Origin of the sequence: Pseudomonas sp. 7SR1 (assembly GCF_900156465.1) — a bacterium.
Classification (GTDB): Bacteria; Pseudomonadota; Gammaproteobacteria; order Pseudomonadales; family Pseudomonadaceae; genus Aquipseudomonas.
Window position 1 is genome coordinate 643,538 of the sequence record NZ_LT707064.1, and the last position, 23,855, is coordinate 667,392.

Here is a 23,855-nt window from a genome sequence, read left to right on the forward strand (position 1 = left end):
GCCCTATACCTCTACCCAGCGACGCAGCAGATTGTGGTAGGTGCCAGTCAGGCGGATCAGCGAGGGGTGGTCGGGCATGTCGCGGGTCAGCTCCTGGATCGCCCCGTCCATTTCGAAAAGCAACGCTCGCTGGCTGTCTTCGCGTACCAGGCTCTGGGTCCAGAAGAAGGAGGCATAACGCGCGCCGCGAGTGACCGGGTTGACCTTGTGCAGGCTGGTGCCTGGGTAAAGCACCATGTCCCCCGCCGGCAGCTTGACCCGCTGGGTGCCATAGGTGTCCTGGATTTCCAGCTCGCCGCCGTCGTAGTCCTGCGGATCACTGAAAAACAGCGTGGCGGAAAGATCGGTCCGGACCCGCTCGGCGCTGCCCTTGGGCTGACGCACCGCGTTGTCGATGTGAAAGTCGAAACTGCCGCCGGCGGTGTAGCAATTCACCAGCGGTGGAAACACTTTGTGGGGTATCGCCGCCGACATGAACAGAGGGTTCTGCCACAGCCGCTCGATCATGGCCGCGCCAATCTCCTTGGCCAGAGGATGGCCTTCGGGCAGTTGCAGATTGTGCTTGGCCTTGGCCGATTGATAGCCGGCGGTGATCTTTCCATCCGCCCACTCGGTGTGCTCCAGCGCCTCGCGGATGCGCTGCACTTCTTTTGGAGAAAACACGCCGGGAATGTGCAGCAACATGACATCGGGCCCTGTGGATAAAATTGGGCGCAAATGATAGTGATTCTTATTGACTGTGTACAACCCCCATGACGTATCAGAACTCAAAACCGTATGAAATCTGTGTAAATAAAATGTAAAGCCATCTCAAATAGCAATGTATCTCAATTGATATATAAAACCATTTACCCTATATTCCGCCGCCTCGAAACCCTGGGGAGGGGAATTTCATGTCGCGTCAATCGATACAATTACCAGCCAATTCGCCGCGTTTGCTGGCGTCCGCCATCGGCGTCGCCCTCAGTGCGACATCCGTGACACAAATGGTTCAAGCGGCACAAAACAACGATGAGCAGGCCCCGCGCGAGGCCATTTCCCTGGAAGCCACCAACATCACCGGCGAGATTCAGGACAACACTTCCTATCAGGTCGAGAAAGCCTCGTCGCCCAAGTACACCGCCCCGCTAGTGGATACGCCGCGCTCGGTGACGGTCATCCCGCAGCAGGTCCTCAAGGACACCGGCGCGCTCAACATGCAGGACGCATTGCGCACAGTGCCGGGCATTACGTTCGGTGCCGGGGAAGGCGGCAACCCCCAGGGCGACCGTCCGTTCATCCGGGGTTTCGATGCCCAGGGCGACACTTACCTGGACGGCGTGCGCGACACCGGTTCGCAAAGCCGTGAAATCTTTGCCGTGGAGTCCATTGAAGTCAGCAAGGGCCCGAATTCGACCATTGGCGGACGCGGCGCCGCAGGTGGCACCATCAACCTGGTGAGTAAAAAAGCGCACCTGGGGAATTCCTTCGACGGTGGCTTCACCTGGGGAACCGACCAGACCCAGCGCTATACCCTGGATGGCAACTACCAGTTCAGCGACACCGCCGCCGGCCGCCTGAACCTGATGAGCCACGAAAGCAACGTCGCCGGCCGCGACAAGATCAACTACGACCGCTGGGGCGTTGCCCCTTCGCTGGCGTTCGGCCTGGGCACCGACACCCGGGTCAACCTCGACTACTACCACTTGGAAAGCAATGATCTGCCGGATGCTGGCATCCCCTACTCCATGCCCGCATCGGGCAGGACGGCCGATCGCAACAAGTCCAATCCGGACAAGCCCAACGACGGCGGCGACAGCAGCAACTTCTACGGCCTGACCGACCGTGACATGCGCAAGACCCGGACCGACACGGCGACCTTCGCCATCGAGCACGACCTGAACGATGCGCTGACCGTCAAGAACACCCTGCGCCACGGCTCCAGCATGCAGGATTACATCCTGACCCAGCCCGACGACAGCAAGGGCAATGTCAACAACGGCAGCGTCTGGCGCCGGGCCAATACCCGGGTCAGCAATGTCGATACCACCACCAACCAGACCGACCTGTTCGGGGATTTCTACATCGCCGGCTTCAAGAACAGTTTCTCCACCGGCATCGAGCTGAGCCGCGAGAAAGGCGAGAAATCCTCCTATACCGTCAACACCGACACCGTGCCCGGCACGACTGCCGCGAACACCAACTGCACGCCATCGACAATCGGGGCACCGAGCGGCTACAACTGTACGTCGCTGTCCAACCCGAACCCGGACGATCCATGGAACGGCAGGATTGCCCGCAACTATGCCGGCACCGACACCACCAGCGTCACCCGTGCGATCTACGCATTCGACACCCTGGAGCTGTCACCGCAATGGCTGCTGAACATGGGCCTGCGCTACGACCACTTCGACACGAAATACAAAACCTACAACGCCGCCGGCACCACCACGTCCAAGGGCGATGACGTGAGCGAATTCGTCACCGGTCAGTTGGGCCTGGTGTGGAAACCCGCGGACAACGCCAGCCTCTATGTCTCCTACGCCACCTCGGCCACACCGCCGGGCAACATGGTTGGCGAAGGCCAGGAAGGCAATCCGCTGGGCGGTACGCCGGACCGCAACGGCAACCTGCTCAAGAGCGACATGGAGCCGGAAACCACCAAGAACTACGAGATCGGCACCAAGTGGGACCTGCTGGGCAGCCGCCTGTCGTTGACCGCCGCGGTGTTCCGCACCGAGAAGGAAAACGCGCGGGTCCAGGTCGATACCACCACGTACGAGAACGCTGGCAAGACCCGTGTCGATGGCATCGAGCTTTCGGCCAGCGGCAAGATCACGGATAAATGGCAGGTGTTCGCCGGCTACAGCTACCTGGACAGTGAACAGGTCGATGGTGGCCCCTTGAGCGTCACCGACGGCAACCAGCTACCCAACACGCCGAAAAACAGTGCCAGCGTCTGGACCACCTATGCGGTCACACCGAAGCTGACCCTCGGTGGCGGCGCCTTCTATGTCGACGACGTGTTCGGCAACGTCGCCAACACCACCATGGTCGATTCCTATGTGCGCTACGACGCCATGGCCAGCTACAAGGTCAGCAAGCACCTGGACCTGCAACTCAACGTGCAGAACCTGACGGACGAAACCTACTACGACAAGGCATTGGGCAACCACTTCGCCAACCAGGCAGCCGGACGGACCGCGTTGGTGAGCACCAACTTCCATTTCTGACCGGCAGCCATACGGCTCGTGGCGAGGCAGCCTGCTCTCGCCACATGTTTCCAACAGCCGGCCAACAGCGTGCCCGAGCCCCGTTCATACGAATGATCGGGGCTTTTATACGTGTTTATGAATGCTTCTCGATAACACACGGCATAATACGCGCCGTGATGAAACGTAATACATGAACAAGGCGAGCGATGTGTTGAAGAAAACCCTGTTCCAGTTGCACTGGTTCTTTGGCATCAGTGCCGGCCTGGTCCTGGCATTCATGGGCATTACCGGTGCGGCGGTGTCGTTCCAGGATGAGATCCTGAGGGCATTGAACCCCCATGTGCTGGTGGTCCCGAAACAGCCGGCCGGCGTCCTGCCGCCGGCCGAACTGGTGGAACAGATCGAAGCCGCCTCCGGCAAGACCGTGAACATGCTCTGGGTCGAGACCGACAGCGGCAATGCCGCGCGGGTGATCTTCACCGCCCCGCCCGGGGAAAAACGCGGGGCCATGCGTTATTTCAATCCCTACAACGCCCAGTTCATGGGCGACGTGGTGGGCCAGGACTTCTTTGTCCTGGTGCTCAAGCTGCATCGCATCCTGGCCCTGGATGACGTGGGCCGGCAGATCACCGGGGCGTGCACGCTGATCCTGGTGTTCTTCTGCCTGTCCGGGCTTTATCTGCGCTGGCCGAGGCAATGGAAGAACTGGCGCGCCTGGCTGACCCTCGACTGGGCGAAGAAAGGCCGCGGCTTCAATTGGGACCTGCACTCGGTGGCCGGCACCTGGTGCCTGGTGTTCTACCTGCTGGCCGCCCTGACCGGCCTGACCTGGTCGTACGAGTGGTACAACAAAGGCGTGACACGTCTGCTCTCCGACTCACCCAAGGACGAAAGGGTGCGCAACCGGGGGCCGGCACCGGAAGGCCCGCCGCCGGTGGCCGACTACCGGGCCATGTGGAGCAGCATCTACAGCCTCGCAGGGCCGGACCTGTCCGCCTATAACGTGCGCATGCCACCGGTGGCCGGGCAACCGGCGACGGTGTTCTACCTGCTGAAGAATTCGCCTCATGATCGCGCGTTGAACCAGATCATGCTCGACCCGGCCACCGGCGCCATCACCCGACACAGCCGCTACAGCGACAAGAGCCTCAAGGCACAACTGCTGACCAGCGTCTATGCCCTGCATGTCGGCAGTTATTTCGGCCTGCCCGGGCGGATCCTGGTGACGGTTGCCGCGCTGGCCATGCCACTGTTCTTCATTACCGGCTGGTTGTTGTACCTGGACCGTCGTCGCAAGAAACGCCAGGCCAGGCAGGCGCGCCAGGCGCTGTCCAGCCAGCACGGCGATGCGCCGGCCTGGCTGATCGGGTTCGCCAGCCAGAGCGGCTTCGCCGAACAACTGGCCTGGCAGACCGCCGGCCAACTCCAGGCCGCCGGGGTGCCGGTGAATGTCCGGCCGCTGGCCGGCGTCAGCGAACAGGACCTGAGCCACTCCACCCATGCCTTGTTCGTGGTCAGTACCTTTGGCGACGGTGAAGGACCGGACAGCGCCCGTGGGTTCGAGCGCAAGGTGCTGGGCCAAACCCTGAGCCTGGAACGCCTGCACTACTCGGTGCTGGGCCTTGGGGATCGACAGTACGAGAACTTCTGTGGCTTCGCCCGGCGCCTGCACGCCTGGTTGGCCGAGCACGGCGGCAAGACGTTGTTCGCCCCGGTGGAAGTCGACAGCGGCGACCCGTACGCCCTGCGTCACTGGCAGCAGCAATTGGCCGAACTGACCGGCCAGGCGCCGGCCGATACCTGGAAAGCCCCCGACTTCGAAAACTGGACGTTGAACCAGCGCACTCTGCTCAACCCCGACAGCAGCGGCTCGGGCGTGTACCTGTTGGGGCTCACCGCCCCTGGCCCGAGCAGTTGGCTGGCCGGCGACCTGGTGCAGGTGTTGCCACGCAACGACCGCTGGGCCATCGAGCAGTTCCTCGATGGCCTGGGCATCGCCGGCAATGCCAAGGTGCAGGTCGACGGCCTGCCGCACAGCCTGGAACAGGCCCTGGCCACCCGTCAGTTGCCGGCCAACCGCGCTCACCTGGTGGGACTGCATGCCCAGGCCCTGTTCGATGCATTGGCGCCCCTGGCCATACGCGAATATTCCATCGCCTCGATCCCGGCCGATGGCTCGCTGGAGCTGATCGTACGCCAGGAACGCCACGCCGATGGCAGCCTGGGCATCGGCTCCGGCTGGCTCACCGAACACGCCCCGCTGGGCAGCGCCATCACCCTGCGCGTGCGCCGCAACAGCGGTTTCCATCTGCCGCCTCAGGGCGTACCGATGATTCTGCTGGGCAATGGCACGGGCCTGGCGGGCCTGCGCAGCCTGCTCAAGGCCCGGGTCGCCGAGGGCATGCAGCGCAATTGGTTGCTGTTTGGCGAACGCAACCGCGAACACGATTTCCACTGCCGCGACGAGTTGCAGGAATGGGTGACCTCCGGCGACCTGGAGCGCCTGGACCTGGCCTTTTCCCGGGATCAGGAACAGAAAATCTACGTCCAGGACCGCCTGCTGGAATCGGCCGCGCTGCTCAAGCAATGGATGGCCGACGGCGCGGTGATCTATGTCTGCGGCAGCTTGCAGGGCATGGCGTCAGGGGTGGATCACGTGCTCAACCTGGTGCTGGGCCGCGAGGACGTGGAACGGCTGATCGAGCAGGGGCGGTATCGGCGGGACGTCTACTGATCCTGGCCGCAACATCGACCCTGTGGGAGCGTTGCATGGCTGACATTCAAACCGGCTGCAACTTCTTCTCGAATACCGCCACCCCTTGCAGATCCCGCAGCACCACGCTCATCTCCCCGCTCTGCCCGTCGATGTTCACCTCACCGAAGAACTGGTAGCCGGCGAACGGCGAGGTGTTCTGCGCTGGCGGGGCCTTCTGGAACACCACCTCGGGCCCGAAGGTCTTGTCCAGGGCGTTGGGTCCGAAGCTGCCAGCATTCAAGGGCCCGGCGACAAACTCCCAGAACGGCTCGAAGTCCTGGAATGCGGCCTGCTCCGGGTGGTAATGGTGGGCGGCGCAATAATGGACATCGGCGGTCAGCCAGACGTAGTTGCGCACTTGATGCTTGCGCAAGTAGCCGAGCAGCTCGGCGATTTCCACCTCGCGCCCCTGGGCCTGGCCCGGGTCACCATTGGCAACCGCCTCCCAGCGCGGTACACCGGGGCTGACCTCCCCGTCAGGCACACCCAGGCCGATGGGCATGTCGGCGGCGATGACTTTCCATTGGGCACGGGACTGCTTCAATTCGCGCTTGAGCCAGTTCAGCTGCTCGCGGCCAAGGAACGGTTTGGCTGCGCCCAGGTTGGCGTCGTTGGCTTCGCGGTAACTGCGCATGTCCAGCACGAAGACATCCAGCATCGGCCCATAGCCGAGCTTGCGGTAGATCCGCCCGCCGCCGTCGGCCTTCTGCAGGCGCATCGGCGCGTATTCCAGCCAGGCCTGCCGTGCACGCCCCACCAGGGTGTGGATGTCCTTGGTCTGGTAGCGCTCATCCAGCTGTTTACCGGGTGACCAGTTGTTCACCACTTCGTGGTCGTCCCATTGCCAGATCTGCGGCACCTCGGCATTGAAGCGCCGCAGGTTCTCGTCCATCAGGTTGTAACGATAGTTGCCACGGTATTCATCCAGGGTCTCGGCGACCTTGCTCTTGGCTTCGGTGGTGAGGTTGCGCCAGATACGACCGCCTTCGGTGGTGATCTGCGCCGGGACCGGACCGTCGGCATAGATGGTGTCGCCGCTGTGGATGAAAAAATCCGGCAGGCGCAGGCGCATGGCCTCGTAGATCCGCATGCCACCGATATCCGGGTTGATACCAAAGCCCTGGCCGACGGTATCGCCGCTCCAGACAAAGCGGATGTTGCGCTTGAATTGCGGCACGCTGCGCAAGTGACCGAGCCAGGGTTCGCTGGCAACGCCGTATTGGGCGTCTTCGAAACGCACGCGATAGAACACAGCCTGGTCGGGCGGCAATCCGCTGAGCTCCACCCGCGCCGTGAAATCGCTGCGGCTGTCCACCACAGGCGAAACGACCTGCCGGGGGTTGTGGAACCGGCTGCGGGTATCCCATTGCACCACCATCCGTGCCGGACGATCGCAACGGCTCCAGATCATCGCCCGGTCACCGCGCAAGTCGCCGGACTGCACGCCGTCGGTGATCAGCGGACGATCCTTCACCGAAGCGATCACTGCCGGTGCCAGCCCCGGCAATAACAACCCCGCCCCCACGGCTTGAATCACACGACGACGGCCCCGGTCGAATTCGCTCATGGTGTTCTCCCTTGAAATGGGAAAACTAAAGCATGGGTGTGTGAAGTGGGTGTGACAGGGAATTCATGCCCGCCCCAAAAGCAATGTGGGAGCTAGCGTGCTCGCGATGGCGGAGTGTCAGGCAACCCAGTTGTCCACCGATACACCGCTATCGCGAGCAAGCTCGCTCCCACAGGGGAATTTCATTGTTTCAAAGAAGCGATCAGGCCTTGGCCGGCTCCAACGTCATTTCCACCCCCTCAGGCCGCTTGAGCAACGCATACACCACCGCCGTCAGCAAGCTACCCGCCACGATCGCCAGCAGGTACAGCAGCGCATGATTGATGGCATTGGGGATCAGCATCACGAACAGACCGCCGTGGGGTGCCATGAGTTTGCAGCCGAAGTACATCGACAACGCACCGGTCAGCGCACCACCGGCAATGCTGGCCGGAATCACCCGCAACGGGTCCTTGGCGGCGAATGGAATGGCGCCTTCGGAGATGAAGCACAGCCCCAGCACCAGGGCCGCCTTGCCGGCCTCGCGTTCGGTCCGGGCGAACTTGCGCCGGGCGATGAAGGTGGCGATACCCAGGCCAATCGGCGGCACCATGCCGGCGGCCATGGTCGCGGCCATCGGTGCGTAACTCTGGGAAGCCAGCAGGCCCACCGAAAACGCGTAGGCGGCCTTGTTGATGGGCCCACCCAGGTCGATGCACATCATCGCGCCCAGCAGCACGCCCAGCAAAATGGCATTGGCGGTGCCCATGCTATCGAGGAAATGGGTCAGGGCATCCAGCATGCCCGCCACTGGCTTGCCCACCACGTAGATCATCACCAGGCCAGTGAACAGGCTCGCCAGCAGCGGGATGATCAGGATCGGCTTGAGCGCTTCCAGGCTCTGGGGCAGTCGGGCGTAGCGATTGATCGCCTTGGCCGCATAACCGGCCAGGAAACCGGCGATGATGCCGCCGATGAAGCCGGCCCCCAGGGTGCTTGCCAGCATTCCCCCGATCATTCCCGGCGCCAGGCCCGGACGGTCGGCGATGGAATAGGCGATGTAGCCGGCCAGCAGCGGCACCATCAGCTTGAACGCCGTGTCGCCGCCAATCTGCATCAGCGCGGCCGCCAGGGTGCCAGGCTCCTTGAAGGCCTCGATGCCGAACACGAACGACAAGGCGATCATCAAACCACCGGCCACCACCATCGGCAGCATGAACGATACGCCGGTCAGCAGGTGCTTGTAGGCGCCGGTCTTTTCCGACTTGGCCGGGGCGCTGGCGCCGCTCGAGGCGCTTTCCTGGCGACCTTCGACCAGCGCTTTGTTCAGCGTCGCTTCGGCCTGTTTCAAGGCCACGCCAGTGCTGCAACGATAGATCTTCTTGCCAGCAAACCGCTCGGTGGCGACTTCAATGTCGGTCGCCAGCAGCACCACGTCCGCTTCGGCGATGGCCTCGGCGCTCAACGGATTGCGCGCACCGACCGAGCCCTGGGTTTCCACCTGCAGGTCGTAGCCCAGTTTCGTCGCCGCCTGCTGCAAGGCTTCGGCGGCCATGAAGGTATGGGCAACGCCCGTTGGGCATGCGGTGATGGCAACCAGGCGCGGGGCACGCTCGGCCGACGCCGCCGGTTCTTGTGCGAACGCGTCGGCCTCGCCCAGAACCTCAGCTTCTACGGCGCCACGACGCAGCACCGCATCAACGTCCTGCAGGGCCTGGGCCGGTGTGCTGCGAAATACCCGCTTGCCGACGAATCGCGACAGATCCACCGGGCCGCTGGCAACCAGCAAGATCCATTCGGCGGCTTCAAGGGTCGCCGTCGACAACTGGCGTTCCGGATGGGTCGCGTCATGCACCTCGACGCTGGTGCTCCATCCCTGGCGCTGGGCCGCCGCGTCCAGCAGGCGGGCGCACAACACACTGGTGACCATGCCGTTCGGGCAGGCCGTCACAATGGCTAGTTTCATACTTGCGAACCCTCTTATTGTTCTGTCAGGGGGCGCACGCGCACGCCCTGTTCAAGCGACGCCAGCAACGCGGTGTCACGGATGCCGAAACCGATCTGCGTCACGGCCATGGCGGCGATGGCCGTGGCGGTGCGCAGGGTCTGCTCGGGGGTGTGCGCGCCCAGCAGGCCGTGGAGCATGCCCGCCAACAGCGAGTCCCCGGCGCCCACGGTGCTGGCGACGGTGACCCGGGGCGGCGAGGCATGCAGCGCCGATCCGGCACTGAACCAGTTCACCCCGTCGGCGCCATGGGAAATCACCACCTGCTCGACGCCCTGTGCGTGCAGGCGCTGCGCAGCCTCGACCTGGGCCGATTCGCTCACTACATCACACCCCAGCGCATCGGCCAGTTCCTCGGTGTTCGGCTTGATCAGCCAGGGTCCGGCCGCCAGTGCGACGCGCAAGGCTTCGCCGCTGGTGTCCAGGGCCACTTTCAGGCCGAGTGTCTTCAAGCGCGTGATCAGGGCTTGCAACCATTGCGGGCTGACCCCACGGGGCAAGCTGCCCGCCACCACCACGGCATCGTGACCGGGGGCGATCCGTTCCAGCCGCTCGAGCAATGCCTGTTGCGCGGCGTCATCGACCTTCGGGCCCGGACCGTTGAGGTCCGTGATGCGCCCATCCTGCTCGGCCAGCTTGATGTTGCTGCGGGTTTCACCGGGCACCCGGATAAAGGCATCGGTAAAGCCGCGCTGGGCGAACAGCGTCTCGAACGCCTGGGCGTTGTCTTCGCCGAGAAAACCGCTGACGGTCAGCGTATGCCCCAGGTCGGCCAGGACCTGGGCCACGTTCACGCCTTTACCGGCGGCGTGGCTGTGCATGGCATCGCTGCGGTTGACCTGCCCCGGCTCCAGACGCGCCAGTTCCACTGTGAGGTCGAGCGCCGGATTGAGGGTCAGGGTAAGAATCTTCGCCATTACAGCGCCTCCACTAATGTGCGCACGTCATTGGCGCTGCCCACGGCCAGCGCCTCCTGGGCGAGGGCTTTGGCCTGTTCGAGGGTCAATTCGCGTACCCGTGCCTTGACCTCGGCGATGCTACGGGCTGAAACACTCAGTTCGTCCACACCCAGGCCTACCAGCACCGGCACCGCCAGCGGGTCGGCCGCCAGCTCACCGCACACACCGACCCACTTGCCGTGGGCATGCGCGGCGCGCACGGTGATGTCGATCAGTTGCAGCACCGCCGGGTGCAGGCCATCGGCCTGGGCCGAGAGGCTCGGGTGGCCACGGTCGATGGCCAGGGTGTACTGGGTCAGGTCGTTGGTGCCGACGCTGAAGAAATCCACTTCCTTGGCGAGTACCGGGGCCAGCAGCGCAGCGGACGGCACTTCGATCATGATCCCCAGCTGCAGGTCCGCCACAGGGATTTCCCGGCGCAGGCGCTCGGTCATGTCCCGGGCCTGGCGCCACTCTTCGACGCTGCCCACCATGGGAAACATGATCCGTAGCGGACGGTTGTCCGCCGAACGCAGCAAGGCCCGCAATTGCGCCTCCATGATCTGCGGACGCTGCAGGGTCAGACGAATGCCCCGCACGCCGAGGAAAGGGTTTTCCTCTTTGGCTATCGGCCAGTACGGCAGCGGCTTGTCGCCCCCCACATCGAGGGTGCGCACCACCAGTGGTCGACCGGCCAGGCCGTCGAGCACCTTGCGGTATTCGGCTTCCTGGATGGCCTCGTCCGGCGCCTGGGTGTGGGCCATGAAAATCAGCTCGGTGCGCAACAGGCCGATGCCCTCGGCGCCCTGCTCCACAGCGCTGGCGACCCCGGCGCTTTCGCCGATGTTGGCGAACACTTCCACCGCGTGGCCATCACGGGTCAATGCCGGTTGGTGACGCTGTTGGGCGGCGACCTTGAGGCGCTGTTCGCGGGTGTCGCGCTCCTCGACAGCGCGTTGCAAAGTGGCGGCGTCCGGATCGACATGCAGGCGGCCGCGCTGCCCGTCCAGCAACAATGGCGTGCCCGGCGCCAGCAGCAACACCGCGGCGCCGGCCCCCACCAGCGCCGGGATGCCCAGGGCACGGGCGACGATAGCGCTATGGGCAGTGGCGCCGCCCCGGGCGGTGAGGATCCCGGCCACGCGGCTCGGATCCAGACGAGCCACATCGGACGGCCCCACTTCGTCCATCACCAGGATGTACGGCTGCTCGGGTTCGTTCGGGGTTTCGACGCCACACAGTTGCGCCAGCACCCGACGGCCAACGTCCCGCAGGTCGGCGGCCCGCTCGGCCAGCAAGGCATCCTGCAAGGCCTCCTGCTCTTTGGCGGCGGCTTCGATCACGCCCATCCACGCCGCCTGCGCACTCTCGCCCAGCTTCAAGCGGGTGTCGACTTCGTCGGTCAGCTCCGGGTCGTCGAGCATTTCCTGGTGGGTGATGAAGATCTCGCGAACAGCCTTGGCCTTGGCGCGTTCGATCAGGCCCTGGATGTCGCGCCGCACCTGGCTCAAGGCGTTCTGCAGGCGCTCGCGCTCGATGGCCGCCGATTCACCGCGCAGCGGATAGTCGATGGCCTGCAGTACCTGGATATGGGCCGGGCCGATGGCGATGCCCGGGGCGGCGGCGACGGCCTGGATCAGGCTGCCGGATTCAGGCGCCAGCATGACGGTCGCGACCTCGGCCATCACGGTTTCCCGTGGCGCACTCGGTGGCGGCAACGGTTCGACCTCTTCGCCCAGGCCTTCTTCAATGGCCGCCAGCAGTGCCGGCAACGCATCGTTGGCAATGCTCGGTTCGGCAATGAACTCCAGGACCTGGCCGCGCCGGGCGCCCAGGCTCAGCAGCTTGCTCAGGCTCTTGGCCGACACGGCGCTGTCCTGGCCATCGACGATCCGCACGCGAATCTCGCCTTCGAAGCTCTTGGCCAGTTGCGCGAGGATCTTGGCCGGACGCGCATGCAAGCCATGGGCATTGGCCAGGCCGATGCGGGCGCTGGGCCAGTCGGCGGGCAACTCGCCGCCCAGCACTTCCAGTACCTTGCGACTGCTGGTGGCCCGCCCCAGTTCGTGGCCGCGCCCTTCGATCAACAACGCACACAGGCGTTCGAGCAGCGCCTGGTGCGCCTCGCCGAGACTGGCCAGGCAGAACAACCCGCTCAGGGGCTGGCCGAGATAACGGATGGGTTTGTCCGGCGTCACGAACGCCAGGCCCGGACGCTTGACCGTCTGTTCGCTGTGCAACCACCACAGGCCATCGCCCAGGGGCAGCGCATCGACTTGCTGCAAGACCCCGGCAAACCCATTGCTGACGCAATCGGCCTGGCGCAGCAGGCGGGCGCCACGCCAGACCAGTTCTTCGAAATCATCGGCCGACACACCCAGGCCGATCATCTGTGCGTCCAGGGCCAGTTCCTGTGGCGCCCCTTGCAGCAGCTTCAACAGCGCCTCGGCAGAACTGGCACGGCGCAGGGCCTGGCCCAGGTCGGTCTCGCCCAGGGCCCGGGTCAGCAATTGCAGCAAACGCAGGTGTTCGTCGGATTTGGCCGCGATGCCGATCGCCAGGTAGACGATCTGTCCATCGCCCCAATCCACCCCGTCGGGGAACTGCAGCAAGCGCACGCCCGTGGAGTGAACCAGGTCGCGGGTCTGCGGCGTACCGTGGGGAATGGCGATACCTTGGCCAAGAAAGGTCGAGCCCTGTGCTTCGCGGGCCTGCAAGCCGGCGAGATAACCTTCGGCCACCAGGCCATCGGCAACCAGTTTGTCAGCGAGCAATTGCAGCGCGGCGGCTTTATCCACAGCCGTCTGGGCCATGGATATCTGCTCTGGATTGAGCTCGAGCATGCTTTCTCCTTTTTGGCGTCCGGTGGTCGCCAGGTATTGTTTTGAATGAATCAGCTTAGGCTTTGTACCCTAACGCGACAGGACAGCATTTGGCGGGATCGCGGCAGAGTCGCCAAAATTTCTGTCAGCCTTGAAAATACGCTTGCTGAAACGTTTAATCTAGAAAGATTGGCACGTTACTCGATAATCTTTCATCCTTGAAGTGCAACTTGTCGAAAGCGTCCGTCACCCACAATCGGGTAGGATGGCTGCTCATTGTCGGGGCAACCTCGAAAAAACAAGGAAAACCGGGTTGAAACTCAGTGATATCGCCCAACTGGCCGGTGTGTCCGTCACCACCGCCAGTTATGTCATCAACGGCAAGGCCGAACAGCAACGCATCAGCAACGCGACCGTCGAGCGGGTGCGCGCGGTGGTCGAAGAACACGGCTTCACGCCCAATCCCCAGGCCGCCGGGCTGCGCAGCCGGTACACCCGTACCCTGGGCTTCATCCTGCCGGATCTGGAAAACCCCAGTTACGCCCGCATCGCCAAGCTGCTGGAACAAGGCGCCCGGGCCCAGGGCTATCAGTTGCTGATCGCCAGCTCCGACGACGCGCCCGACAGCGAGCGCCAGCTCTTGCAGCTGTTCCGCGCCCGCCGCTGCGATGCGCTGATTGTCGCCAGCTGCCTGCCCGCCGGCGATGACAGTTATCGCCAACTGCAGGCCAAGGGCATCCCGATCATCGCCATCGACCGGGTAATGGAACCGGCCCACTTCTGCTCGGTGATCAGCGACGATCGCCAGGCCAGCCTGCAATTGACCCGCAGCCTGCTGGAAACACAGCCCCGGCAGATCGCGCTGATCGGCGCTCGCCCAGAGCTGAGCATCAGCCAGGAACGGGCCGCCGGTTTTCGCCAGGCACTGGCCGGGTTCGACGGCCAGGTATTGATCGAACACGGCGAGTCGTTCAGCCGGGAATGCGGTCGCCAGTTGATGGAGGAGTTGCTCGAACGCCTCGGTCACTTGCCCGATGCACTGATCACCACGTCCTACGTCCTGCTGCAAGGGGTGTTCGACGCCCTGCACGACTTCCCGCTCAAGGCGCGCCCGCTGCGCCTGGGTACGTTCGGCGACACACAACTGCTGGACTTCCTGCCACTGCCGGTCAACGCCATGTCCCAGCAACATCAACTGATTGCCGACAAGGCACTGGAACTGGCCCTGGCAGCCATCGAAAACGATGAATACCAGCCGGGTGTGCAAGCCATCGCGCGGACATTCAAACAGCGCATCCACCAGGGTTGAGCATTTCAGGGCCGGAACATGGAGCTGATCGACACCCACACCCACCTGGACTTTCCCGACTTCGACGCGGACCGGCCGGCGCTGCTGGCCAATAGCCGCGCGCTGGGCGTCCGGGAGATGGTGGTGCTGGGGGTGCATCGGGACAATTGGCAGCGCGTCTGGGACCTGGTGCAGAGCGACCCGGACCTGCACGCCGCGCTGGGCCTGCACCCGGTCTACCTGGACCAGCATCGCGCCGACGACGTGACGCAACTGCACGACTGGCTGGACCGCCTGGCCGGGCATCGGCAACTGTGCGCGGTAGGTGAAATCGGCCTGGATTACTACATCGAAACCCTCGACCGCGAGCGCCAGCAGACGCTGTTCGAGGCGCAGTTGCAACTGGCGGCGCAATTCCGCCTGCCGGCGCTGATCCATGTACGCCGCAGCCACGCCGCCGTGATCGCGACCCTCAAGCGCTTCGCCCTGGAACGCACAGGCATCATCCACGCCTTCGCCGGCAGCTACGAAGAGGCACGCGAATACATCAAGCTAGGCTTCAAGCTTGGCCTGGGCGGTGCCGCGACCTGGCCCCAGGCCCTGCGCATGCACCGCGTGCTGGCGAAACTGCCCCTGGACGCCGTCGTGCTGGAGACCGACTCACCGGACATGGCGCCGGCGATGTTCCCCGGTCAGCGCAACAGCCCTGCGCATCTACCGGCTATCTGCGAGGCACTGGCCGGGATCATGGCGGTGACGCCTGAGCGACTGGCCGAGGCCAGCACCGCCAACGCCCGCCAACTCTTCAACTGGTAAAACCTGTGGGCGCGAGCAGGCTCGCTCCCACAACGGTCTACACCCGAAACGCATTGATCAATTGCTTGAGCTGCACCACCTGGGCTGACAATGCCCGGCTGGCATCCTCGGTCTGGTGTGCACCTTCGGCGGTGCGTTCGCCGGCGCGGTTGATCTCGACGATGTTCTGGTCGATGTCATGGGCCACGGCCGTCTGCTGTTCCACGGCGGCGGCGATCTGCTGGTTCTGGTCGACGATCATGCCCACGGCGCCGAGGATATTTTCCAGGGCCTGCTGGACCTGTTCCGATTGGCCTACCGTGCCGCTGGCCATTTCATGACTGGTGCCCATGGCCCGGACCGCAGCCCCCACGCCGCCGTGCAGGCGACTGATCATCGCTTCGATTTCTTCGGTCGATTGCTGGGTGCGCTTGGCCAGCGTCCGCACTTCGTCGGCCACCACCGCGAAGCCGCGCCCCTGCTCACCGGCCCGGGCCGCTTCGATGGCGGCGTTGAGGGCCAGCAGGTTGGTCTGCTCGGCGATGCTCTTGATCACGTCCAGCACGCGGCTGATGGCCTGGCTGTCGGTCGCCAGTTGATTGATGACCTGTACCGACTGGTCGATCTCGCTGGCCAAGCGGGCAATGCTGCCCTGCTGGGATTCCACCAGGCCTCGGCCGCTGAGGGTTTCGTCGTTGACGCTGTGGGCGCTGCTGACCGCCGCCGCGGCACTGCGAGCCACTTCCTGGGCGGTGGCCGACATCTGGTTCATGGCCGTGGCCACCAGCTCGATCTGGCTCCGCTGGCCGGCAACCGCCTGGTTGCTGCGGGCCGAGACGGTTTCCACCTGCCCGGCCTGGCGCTCCACCTCGGCGACCGTGCGGCCCACCTGTTCGATCAGGTCGTGGATCTTCGCCACCGTGCCATTGAACACCGCGCCCAATTCGCCCAGCTCATCCTTGCTGCTGGCCACGAAGTTGACCGTCATGTCCCCGGCCGCCACCTTGTCCATCATCTGCCCCAGGCGCTGGAGCGTCGTACGGGTCGAGGCATAGAAGCCGGCGTACAGGTAGAAAATCAGCAGGAATACCGCCGCCAGCGCCACGGCTTGCAGCACCATGTGGCTGCGATTCTGCTCCAGGCGATGCTGCAGTTGGGCGCCGAGAAAGCCCAGGGTCGATTCGTTCAGCCGGTAGGTCTGGGCCATCAGCCCACTGACCTGATCGTAGAAGGCCGACCAGGGTGCATCGAGGGTGTCGGCCATCACCACTTGTTCTTCGATCAGTTCCGCCGCTTGCCTGAGGGTGTTCTTGCTGCTGGCCGCCGGCTCGGCCAACGCCTGCCCGGCCGCCTTGCTCGAGCCCAGGGCGTCCTGCAATTTCAGATCGTATTCGCCCTGAAGCTTTTCGACCTGTGCCAGCCACTCGTCGAACCGGGTGCTCGACGAGGAGTTGAGAAACCCCAGCCCCAGGGATGACGCGCCCAACGCGCGGCCTTCACCCAGGATCTGGGTCACGTTGGGAGTCACAGCGGTGATCAGTTCGCTGAGTTGACGGATATCACCCTGCCCATCGCGGCTCAGGCCTGCCTGGCTGGCGATGATCTGGCTCAGCATTTGCGCGCTATTGAGCAGCTTGCCGATCAAGGCGCTTTTGCTTTGCAGGGAACTCTCGGCCTGCTGGGCCTTGAACGCAGCGACCATTTCGTCGCGCTTGGCAACGAAGGCCTCTGCCTGCTCGGGTTCCACGGCCATGGCGGTCATGCCCTGCAGGCGGGCGAGGACCTGTTGTTCGAGCGTGCCGATCTTCGCTTCCACATCGCCGGCCTTGCCGGATTGGCCCAGGCTGGCATTGATCTGCACCAGGTTGTTAAGGGTTTCCAGATCGCGGCGCAGGCTCAGGCTGCTGCCCAGCAGGTCGAGGCTCTGCAACTCCACATGGGTGCCCTGCAATTCCCGATAGGACTCGCGCACCAGAAAGAAGTTGGTCACCAGCATCGGCACTAGAAACAACACACTGATCAGGCTGAACTTCATGCCAAAGCTCAGACGGTTCATCAGGGCGACGGCGGGCCAGAGCAAACTCTTCACAGGAAAGCCTCCCGGTAGTGTTTTTATTTTTATGAGCACGCGCACAGCGACAGCAGAAAGCCACCATTGGTGGTGCTGTCCCTGTATAGCCTAAATCGGAAGGAAGATTTGTAACTTAAGGTTAACGGGAACGATCGTGAGGCGATCCCGCGTGCCGGGGGCTTGCTGCAGCCGGCCTGCGAAGCAGATCCTGGGGCGCTTCAGGAAATGCCCACGCACGTTCGCGATTGCCCGCAACCGGGCGCAGGCAAGCCCTCGGGTCACAGGCCTGGCGGCGTGGTCTCGCGCCCGTCAGGCCAGTACGGTCCACACCGCAAACCCGGCGTACCAGAGCACCGCCGCACGCAGCAGCAACTCCCAGAGCCGATCCAGGTTATTGATGCCCTCGGGCCCTGCCAGGGGAGCGGAAATTTCCCCAGCCGCCAGGCCGACCTTATCGATCAGTTGCGCAGCACTGATGTTCCAGTTCAGCAGTTCATGCAGCATGATCCGGCTGACCCCGACGAAGTTGCCCACCAAGGCGAAACTGGCCGCCAGCAGCCGGACCGGCACCCAGTCGAAGGCATGGCGCAATTGCGCCGCCCGCTCCGCCACGCCAGGGTTCTGGCTATGTTCGGCAGCCAGCGCCAGCAAGCGATAACTCAGGGCCGCCACCGGCCCCAAGAGGAAGTACCAGAAGATCACCGCAAAAAAGCTCTGGTAGGCCTGCCACAGCAGATGGCCCTGGACCCTGCCCAGCAATTGCTCGCCATTGTCGGCTTCGATAGCCAGGTCGCGCTTGGCCACATGAGTCGCCGCCTGCAGGTCTTCGCGTCGCCAGGCATCGCGAAAGGGGCCCAGCTCGGCCAGCAGGTCACCGCGTCCCAGGCTGTAGATCACCACCAGCAGGTGCACCGGCAATGCCAGCAGACCATAGGCCACCGGCTCCAGCACCCACAGCAACAAGGCCAGCAACGCCACGGGGGCCAGTACCATCACTCCCAGCACCAGCCACGGCCGATTCACCCAGCGAGGGCTCGCTTCGATCCTGTTCAGCTCACGCAGCCATCCGCCGTCGCGCTGGATCCGCTGGCGCAAGGCCGAGAACTTCTCGATCCACACCGCCAGCAGCAACACCAGAAAACTCATTGTCCTTCCCCTTCTGTCAGGGCCGCACGGTAGCGTGCCCAGTCGAATGCCGGCCCCGGGTCAGTCTTGCGGCCCGGCGCAATGTCGCTGTGCCCGCAGATGCGCTCTACAGTGATCGAGCTGAACGCCGCCTGCAACTGCCGTGTCAGGTCCACCAGGGCGGCATATTGCGCGTCGGTGAAAGGCAGGTCGTCGGTGCCCTCCAGCTCGATGCCTATGGAGAAATCATTGCAGGTCTCCCGGCCTTCGAAGCACGAAACCCCGGCGTGCCACGCACGCTCTAGACAAGAGACGAACTGGGTTATGGCGCCATCACGCTCGATCAGGAAATGCGCGGAAACGCGCAGGTCGGCGATACCGGCAAAATAGGGATGTTCCGTGACATCCAGGCGATTCTGGAAAAATTCCTGGACCTTGCCCGTGGCGAACTGGGCAGGCGGCAAACTGATGTTATGGATCACCAGCAGGGAAATCTCGCCCTCGGGGCGCGCATTGAAGTTGGGCGACGGGCAATGACGCACGCCGTGGCACCAACCGCTCGCGGGGTCCAGCTGCATACAGGTTCCTTCGATGACGACGATCAATGCCGCCAGTATGCCGTGATCGGCCTCGCCAGCGCGATCACTTGCCGCGATTGAGTTGTCGCAGGTTGCCCAGCACGGATTCCAGGGCCCTGTCGAACAGCAGGGTGTCGTCCAGTACCCGTGCCGCTCCGCGACGGAACTCCAGGGCCAGGCTGGTACGGCTGTGCTCCTGCACCTTGAGCCCGGTGCGGTTGACGAAAACGTATTTGCCGGTGCTCTCGATGATCGCCGCCAGCTTGCAACGCAGGCTGTTGTCTTCATCCTCCTGGAATTCCACCCAGCTTCCCAGGCGCAACTGGTCGACCTGGCGCAGCCCTACGTCATCGGCCGGCAAGCGAACCGCCGCGCTGTCGGCTGGCGCCTTGTGCGGAGGCCGCAAGACAATTCTTTCCTTCACTTCGATCATTTCCGGCGAATCGGACGCCTGGGCCTGCTCCGTGGCCTGGCCCATGCGCTGCAGCGCCTGCACATGCAGGAGCTCCAACTCGCTGAAAAACTCGCTGGTGGCGAACGGATCGAACGCCGAACGGCTCAGGCCCTCGCGCAGCGCCTTGAGCAACTCCGGCACCATCGCCAGCAAGCGCAGGCCGGCATCGGATTCGTCGTGGTACTGGACGCTCCAGATCAGTTGCTCCAGGGTCAGGACATCGGCGCGCCACTCGGCGGACTCCTCGCCATGCTTGAAGCCGGTCAACAGCAGCACCTGGCTCCAGGCCTGCTGCACAAACTCCACCACGGCCAGGGGCAGGGTCTTGCCCAGCATCACCTGGTTCAATACGCCTTCGACCCGTAAACGCGCCAGCTCGGCCTTCGCCCGCCCCTCTTCGGCGTCACGAATGCGCTGTTCGAGCAGCTCACAGCGACGCCGCTCGTCGCTGGTAAAGGCCAGGAAATCCGCCAGCACTTCGGAAAAGATCGCCGGGTCATCGATGAAGTCGTTCAGCAAGCGCTGGACCACCTGTTCGATACGCACGTAGAGATTGTCCCGCTGATGATCGTCGCAATCGCCCCAGCCCATGGCTGCGTCGGCAATTTCATTGAGCAACCGTCGAGCCGGATGATTGCCGCGGCTGAAGAAACTCTTGTCCAGCACCGCCACCTTGAGCATCGGGATCTGCAGGCGGCCGATCAGCGCCTTGAGGGTCTCGGGCAGGTTATGGTCGTCGAGAATGAACTCGAACATCATCGAGATCAGGTTGATCACATCTTCATCAGCACCTTCGACCACCCGAGACTTGCCACTCTTGACGCTGACACGGGTGAGCAGTTGTTCGAGCTGGCTGCGCAGGTCGAACTCATCCTGCTGGGTGGGCGCTGGCACATACTGCTGCAGGTGGGACAGCAGACGCAGCAGGTCCCGAGTGGAAATCGGCTGGGCCGGCGCACTGGGCTCCAGGGTCGGCGCCACGCTGCCTCGCACCTGCGCCAGCAGCTTCTGCAACGCGGCGAACACCTCCTGCACGCTGTCATCGACTTCAGCGACCGTCGGCCTGGCTGCCCTTTCCGGCAAGGATCGGGTGGGCTCCTCGATGCGATCCGACGCCCGCCGGGAGGGCGAAATCTTGAGGTCCGGCAGAATGCCCGTGGCGGCCAGCAACTGGTTGGCCTCGGCATAGAGCTGGTCGCATTCGCTGAGCACATAACGCTCGAACAGCTTGAGCAGGATCAGCTTGACCTTGATTCCCACCCCCAGGTTGCGCCCGGCCTGCAGGAAGTTTTCACACAGCAGTGCGGGGCTCAGAGGATTCTGCGAATTGGCCATGGGCCGGGCCAGCAGCACGCTGAGGCGTGCCGTCAACTGATCCAGGGAAGCTCCGTCGCGGCTCAGCACCCGAGTGACCATGGCCTCCACCGCCAGGTGGCGCTCCAGGTCGTCGCGGCTCGATCGCGCCTGGGCCAGGGCCGGCGTCAACGTAGCCTGGGTCAGGTCGTACTGGGCCAGGCTGACGAACGCCTCGAAAAACTGCTCGATGAACTCGCGCTCGATGCTTTTGCGTTTCAGGCGCAAGTCGCGCATGGCTTCGAAGTACAGGTTCTGTTCGACATCGTTGCGCGCCCGGTCGGCCATTTCGAACAATGTGTCGTCGGCGTTATCGAACAACCCTTGCAAGCCCAGGCGCAGTTGCTGGGCGGCCTTGTCGCGGACCTGAAGCAGAATCACAGGCAAACGGGCGAGCGGCGAACGATTCGCCTGATCGGTAGAAACCTTGTGCAAAGGCACTACATTCCCGTCGTTGTGCATCCTGGCCTCCTGAAACGGTGTTCTTCGGTCGTAAACGTCAAAGCCATGACGTCAATCGAAAGGCGGATTATCTGGTAAAAGAACCCCGTCGCACCAGAGGACTCTGTGACCCAGCTCGAAATACATCGAAATAAGTGACCGGAAAATCGAGAAAATGTTGCGCGCAGGCGACCAAATGCAGGTCGCCAGCCCCAGGACGACATGACAATCAGGGGCGCCGTCGGGAAGGAACAATGCTTGTGGGACAGGACACTGGCCCTATAATCGGGCCACTTTGTCTGTGGAGCCCGTTATGCCGAACCTACGTCTCGCCGACCTGACCGCTGAAATCGAAGCCAATGTGCGCCGCGCGTTGCTCGAAGACGTCGGCAGCGGCGACATCACCGCGCAACTGATCCCCGCCGAACGCCTGGCCAAGGCCACCATCATTACCCGGGAAGCCGCGACCATCAGTGGCACCGCCTGGGTCGATGCCGTGTTCCGGCAACTGGATCCGCGCGTGGCGGTACATTGGCAGGTGCGCGACGGCGACCGGGTCAGCCCCGACCAGGCGCTGTTTCACCTCGAGGGCCCGGCCCGCTCGCTGCTGACCGGCGAACGCAGTGCGCTGAATTTCCTGCAGATGCTCTCGGGCGTGGCCACCCGGGCTCGCTACCTGGCGGACTTTGTCGCCGGCACCCAGGTCAAGCTGCTGGACACCCGCAAGACCTTGCCCGGGCTGCGCCTGGCCCAGAAGTACGCAGTGACCTGTGGCGGCTGCCACAACCACCGCATCGGCCTCTACGATGCCTTCCTGATCAAGGAAAACCACATCGCGGCCTGCGGCGGCATCACCCAGGCCATTGCCGCCGCCCACAAGATCGCACCGGGCAAACCGGTGGAGGTCGAGGTCGAAAGCCTGACGGAATTGAAGGAAGCCCTGGCGGCCGATGCCGACATCATCATGCTCGACGAACTGAGCCTGGACGACATGCGCGAGGCCGTACGCCTGAACGCCGGGAAGGCGAAGCTGGAGGCCAGCGGTGGCATCAACGAAAGTACCTTGCGTCCGATTGCCGAGACCGGCGTGGACTACATCTCGATCGGTGCAATGACCAAGGATGTGAAAGCCGTGGATCTGTCGATGCGACTGAGCCTTTGATACGAAAAAACGCCAGCCCCGAAGAGGCTGGCGTTTTTCTCAGACCACCAGATTATTCATCTCGCAGTACTCTTCCCACTCCACGCCCAACACCTCGGCCGCTTCCTTGTGCAGGGCCAGGCGCTGCGCCTCGAACTCCTCAGGCGTGCTGGTGTACTTGAGCGTCAGTTCCCAAGGCTGCAGCCCCTGGGCTTCGGCTTCGTCCTCGAACGCCCATTGGATCTGGTCTTTCTGATCGTCGGCGCTCAGGTCCTTGATTTCTTCCATTAACTGAGGCGTATCCAGGGCGTATTTGCGCAGGGCTTCTTCGTGTCTGGCTTCTTGCGTCAGTTCTTTAGCCGTCATGTCGTTCTCGCTGATCGGAGGAATGGGGATGGGTCTGGATCATCAAGGATCTCTCTGACGCAGAAAACCGTTAACAAGCCCGGTTTACCTGGCCTTCGGAACCATTCGGGGATCATCTGAAAACTGCTGGGCGATACACATGCAGCACGAATATAGGTTGTTTTACCGACGATTTACACGGCTCTTTACATCTATCCCACAAAAAAACCTGTACAGAAGAAATCGAGCGGGCCCTGGAACATCTGTCAAAACAACCAGTCATAGCCATGTGCCATACCGGCAAATCACAAGGACCCCAGCGATGCGCAGCTTTGCGAAACGTTCGTCAATCCAACTGGCTACCGCAACTTTGCTGCTCGGCAGCCTGGCCCTGGCCGACATCGCTCACGCGGCGGTTGAAGTTTCTTCCAACGGGCCGTCTTACTCCGACGTCATTCCTGCCCTTCATCATGAGGCGTTTGATAAGTACACACTCGTCAGGACCAACATCAGCGCCAGTGCCTTGGAAAACCTGCCAAAAACCGTGAAGGACAATGCCGACGAACTGGAAAACCAGAAGCGCACCCTCGCCGAGCAGGCCCGCCAGATCGAGGAGCTCAAGCGCAACAGCGGCTCGAGCTCCACCTCCAGCAGCAGGGAGATTGACGATCTCAAGCGCACCATCAAGGAACAGGAACGCGAACTGAGCGACCTCGGCAAGCAAGTGGAGGAACTCAAGCGCAATGGCGGGTCCAGTGCGAGTGCGAGCAACAGCGAAATTTCCTCGCTGAAACAGGAACTCGGCAACCAGGATCGCGAGATGGATCAGCTCAAACGCACAGTCGAGGAATTGAGCCGGAAGGTGAAGTAGCGGAGGGATGATGGTGCCCGAGACAGGAATCGAACCTGCGACCTTCGCGTTACGAGTGCGCTGCTCTACCGGCTGAGCTACACGGGCGGTGGCTAAACCTAGCATCGTCGCCTGTGGCCAGGCAACCCGCGAC

Annotated in this window: 16 protein-coding genes, 1 tRNA gene and 1 pseudogene; 6 read left to right on the forward strand and 12 right to left on the reverse strand. The window is 63.3% G+C overall.

What is annotated here, in order from left to right:
- Nucleotides 1–3 precede the first annotated feature (3 nt).
- Complete coding sequence (locus BW992_RS03125) at nucleotides 4–684, reverse strand: Fe2+-dependent dioxygenase (RefSeq protein ID WP_072430742.1); 681 nt, start codon at nucleotides 682–684, stop codon at nucleotides 4–6.
- A 209-nt stretch (nucleotides 685–893) separates the two neighbouring features.
- Here BW992_RS03125 and BW992_RS03130 point away from each other — a divergent pair, with 209 nt between their 5' ends.
- Entirely contained in the window at nucleotides 894–3,212 is a 2,319-nt protein-coding gene (locus BW992_RS03130; RefSeq protein WP_076405576.1) for a TonB-dependent receptor, read from the forward strand.
- A gap of 190 nt (nucleotides 3,213–3,402) precedes the next feature.
- Nucleotides 3,403–5,928 (forward strand): PepSY domain-containing protein, encoded by a 2,526-nt coding sequence (locus BW992_RS03135; RefSeq protein ID WP_176776499.1) that lies wholly within the window; start codon nucleotides 3,403–3,405, stop codon nucleotides 5,926–5,928.
- A gap of 46 nt (nucleotides 5,929–5,974) precedes the next feature.
- Here the strand turns inward: BW992_RS03135 and BW992_RS03140 are convergent, their stop codons facing one another.
- The 4 genes from BW992_RS03140 to ptsP all read right to left on the reverse strand — a co-directional run bounded on the left by BW992_RS03140 (nucleotide 5,975) and on the right by ptsP (nucleotide 13,281).
- The gene (locus BW992_RS03140; RefSeq protein ID WP_072430740.1) at nucleotides 5,975–7,516 is read right to left on the reverse strand and encodes an alkaline phosphatase D family protein; all 1,542 of its coding nucleotides are present in this window, start codon (nucleotides 7,514–7,516) and stop codon (nucleotides 5,975–5,977) included.
- 202 nt (nucleotides 7,517–7,718) lie between these two features.
- Nucleotides 7,719–9,461 (reverse strand): PTS fructose-like transporter subunit IIB, encoded by a 1,743-nt coding sequence (locus tag BW992_RS03145; RefSeq protein ID WP_072430739.1) that lies wholly within the window; start codon nucleotides 9,459–9,461, stop codon nucleotides 7,719–7,721.
- 14 nt (nucleotides 9,462–9,475) lie between these two features.
- Nucleotides 9,476–10,417 carry a 1-phosphofructokinase gene (gene pfkB, locus BW992_RS03150; RefSeq protein WP_072388519.1) on the reverse strand — a complete coding sequence of 314 codons (942 nt, stop codon included), beginning with the start codon at nucleotides 10,415–10,417 and terminating at the stop codon, nucleotides 9,476–9,478.
- Nucleotides 10,417–13,281 (reverse strand): phosphoenolpyruvate--protein phosphotransferase, encoded by a 2,865-nt coding sequence (gene ptsP / locus BW992_RS03155; RefSeq protein WP_072388521.1) that lies wholly within the window; start codon nucleotides 13,279–13,281, stop codon nucleotides 10,417–10,419. The genes pfkB and ptsP overlap by 1 nt, the downstream gene beginning before the upstream one ends.
- 292 nt (nucleotides 13,282–13,573) lie before the next feature.
- Between ptsP and cra the strand changes: the two genes are divergently transcribed.
- Both cra and BW992_RS03165 read left to right on the forward strand, forming a co-directional pair.
- The gene (cra, locus tag BW992_RS03160; RefSeq protein WP_076405580.1) at nucleotides 13,574–14,569 is read left to right on the forward strand and encodes a catabolite repressor/activator; all 996 of its coding nucleotides are present in this window, start codon (nucleotides 13,574–13,576) and stop codon (nucleotides 14,567–14,569) included.
- 18 nt (nucleotides 14,570–14,587) lie between these two features.
- Complete coding sequence (locus tag BW992_RS03165; RefSeq protein WP_072388525.1) at nucleotides 14,588–15,364, forward strand: TatD family hydrolase; 777 nt, start codon at nucleotides 14,588–14,590, stop codon at nucleotides 15,362–15,364.
- Between the two features lie 37 nt (nucleotides 15,365–15,401).
- Here the strand turns inward: BW992_RS03165 and BW992_RS27410 are convergent, their stop codons facing one another.
- From BW992_RS27410 to BW992_RS03185, 5 genes and pseudogenes are all read right to left on the reverse strand, one after another.
- A complete protein-coding gene (locus tag BW992_RS27410; RefSeq protein ID WP_371856259.1) occupies nucleotides 15,402–16,331 on the reverse strand; it encodes a methyl-accepting chemotaxis protein in 930 nt (309 codons plus the stop codon).
- Nucleotides 16,308–17,399, reverse strand: a pseudogene (locus tag BW992_RS27415) (methyl-accepting chemotaxis protein); the annotation flags it as partial. The pseudogene BW992_RS27415 and the gene BW992_RS27410, both read right to left, overlap by 24 nt.
- Nucleotides 17,400–17,723: 324 nt before the next feature.
- A complete protein-coding gene (ampE, locus tag BW992_RS03175) occupies nucleotides 17,724–18,560 on the reverse strand; it encodes a regulatory signaling modulator protein AmpE (protein WP_072430737.1) in 837 nt (278 codons plus the stop codon).
- Nucleotides 18,557–19,117 carry a 1,6-anhydro-N-acetylmuramyl-L-alanine amidase AmpD gene (gene ampD, locus BW992_RS03180; protein WP_072458702.1) on the reverse strand — a complete coding sequence of 187 codons (561 nt, stop codon included), beginning with the start codon at nucleotides 19,115–19,117 and terminating at the stop codon, nucleotides 18,557–18,559. The genes ampE and ampD overlap by 4 nt, the downstream gene beginning before the upstream one ends.
- Nucleotides 19,118–19,181: 64 nt before the next feature.
- Entirely contained in the window at nucleotides 19,182–21,386 is a 2,205-nt protein-coding gene (locus BW992_RS03185) for a DUF1631 domain-containing protein (RefSeq protein WP_072388533.1), read from the reverse strand.
- 292 nt (nucleotides 21,387–21,678) lie between these two features.
- Here BW992_RS03185 and nadC point away from each other — a divergent pair, with 292 nt between their 5' ends.
- Entirely contained in the window at nucleotides 21,679–22,527 is an 849-nt protein-coding gene (gene nadC / locus BW992_RS03190) for a carboxylating nicotinate-nucleotide diphosphorylase (RefSeq protein ID WP_072388535.1), read from the forward strand.
- A gap of 39 nt (nucleotides 22,528–22,566) precedes the next feature.
- Here nadC and BW992_RS03195 read toward each other — a convergent pair whose 3' ends face one another.
- A complete protein-coding gene (locus tag BW992_RS03195) occupies nucleotides 22,567–22,872 on the reverse strand; it encodes a DUF6388 family protein (RefSeq protein WP_072388537.1) in 306 nt (101 codons plus the stop codon).
- Nucleotides 22,873–23,173: 301 nt separating this feature from the next.
- On the opposite strand from BW992_RS03195, the gene BW992_RS03200 reads away from it, so the two are divergent.
- Nucleotides 23,174–23,722, forward strand: coding sequence for a hypothetical protein (locus BW992_RS03200; protein ID WP_072388539.1), 549 nt, complete (start codon nucleotides 23,174–23,176; stop codon nucleotides 23,720–23,722).
- A gap of 11 nt (nucleotides 23,723–23,733) precedes the next feature.
- Here the strand turns inward: BW992_RS03200 and BW992_RS03205 are convergent.
- A tRNA-Thr gene (locus BW992_RS03205) sits at nucleotides 23,734–23,809 on the reverse strand.
- Between the last annotated feature and the right edge of the window lie 46 nt (nucleotides 23,810–23,855).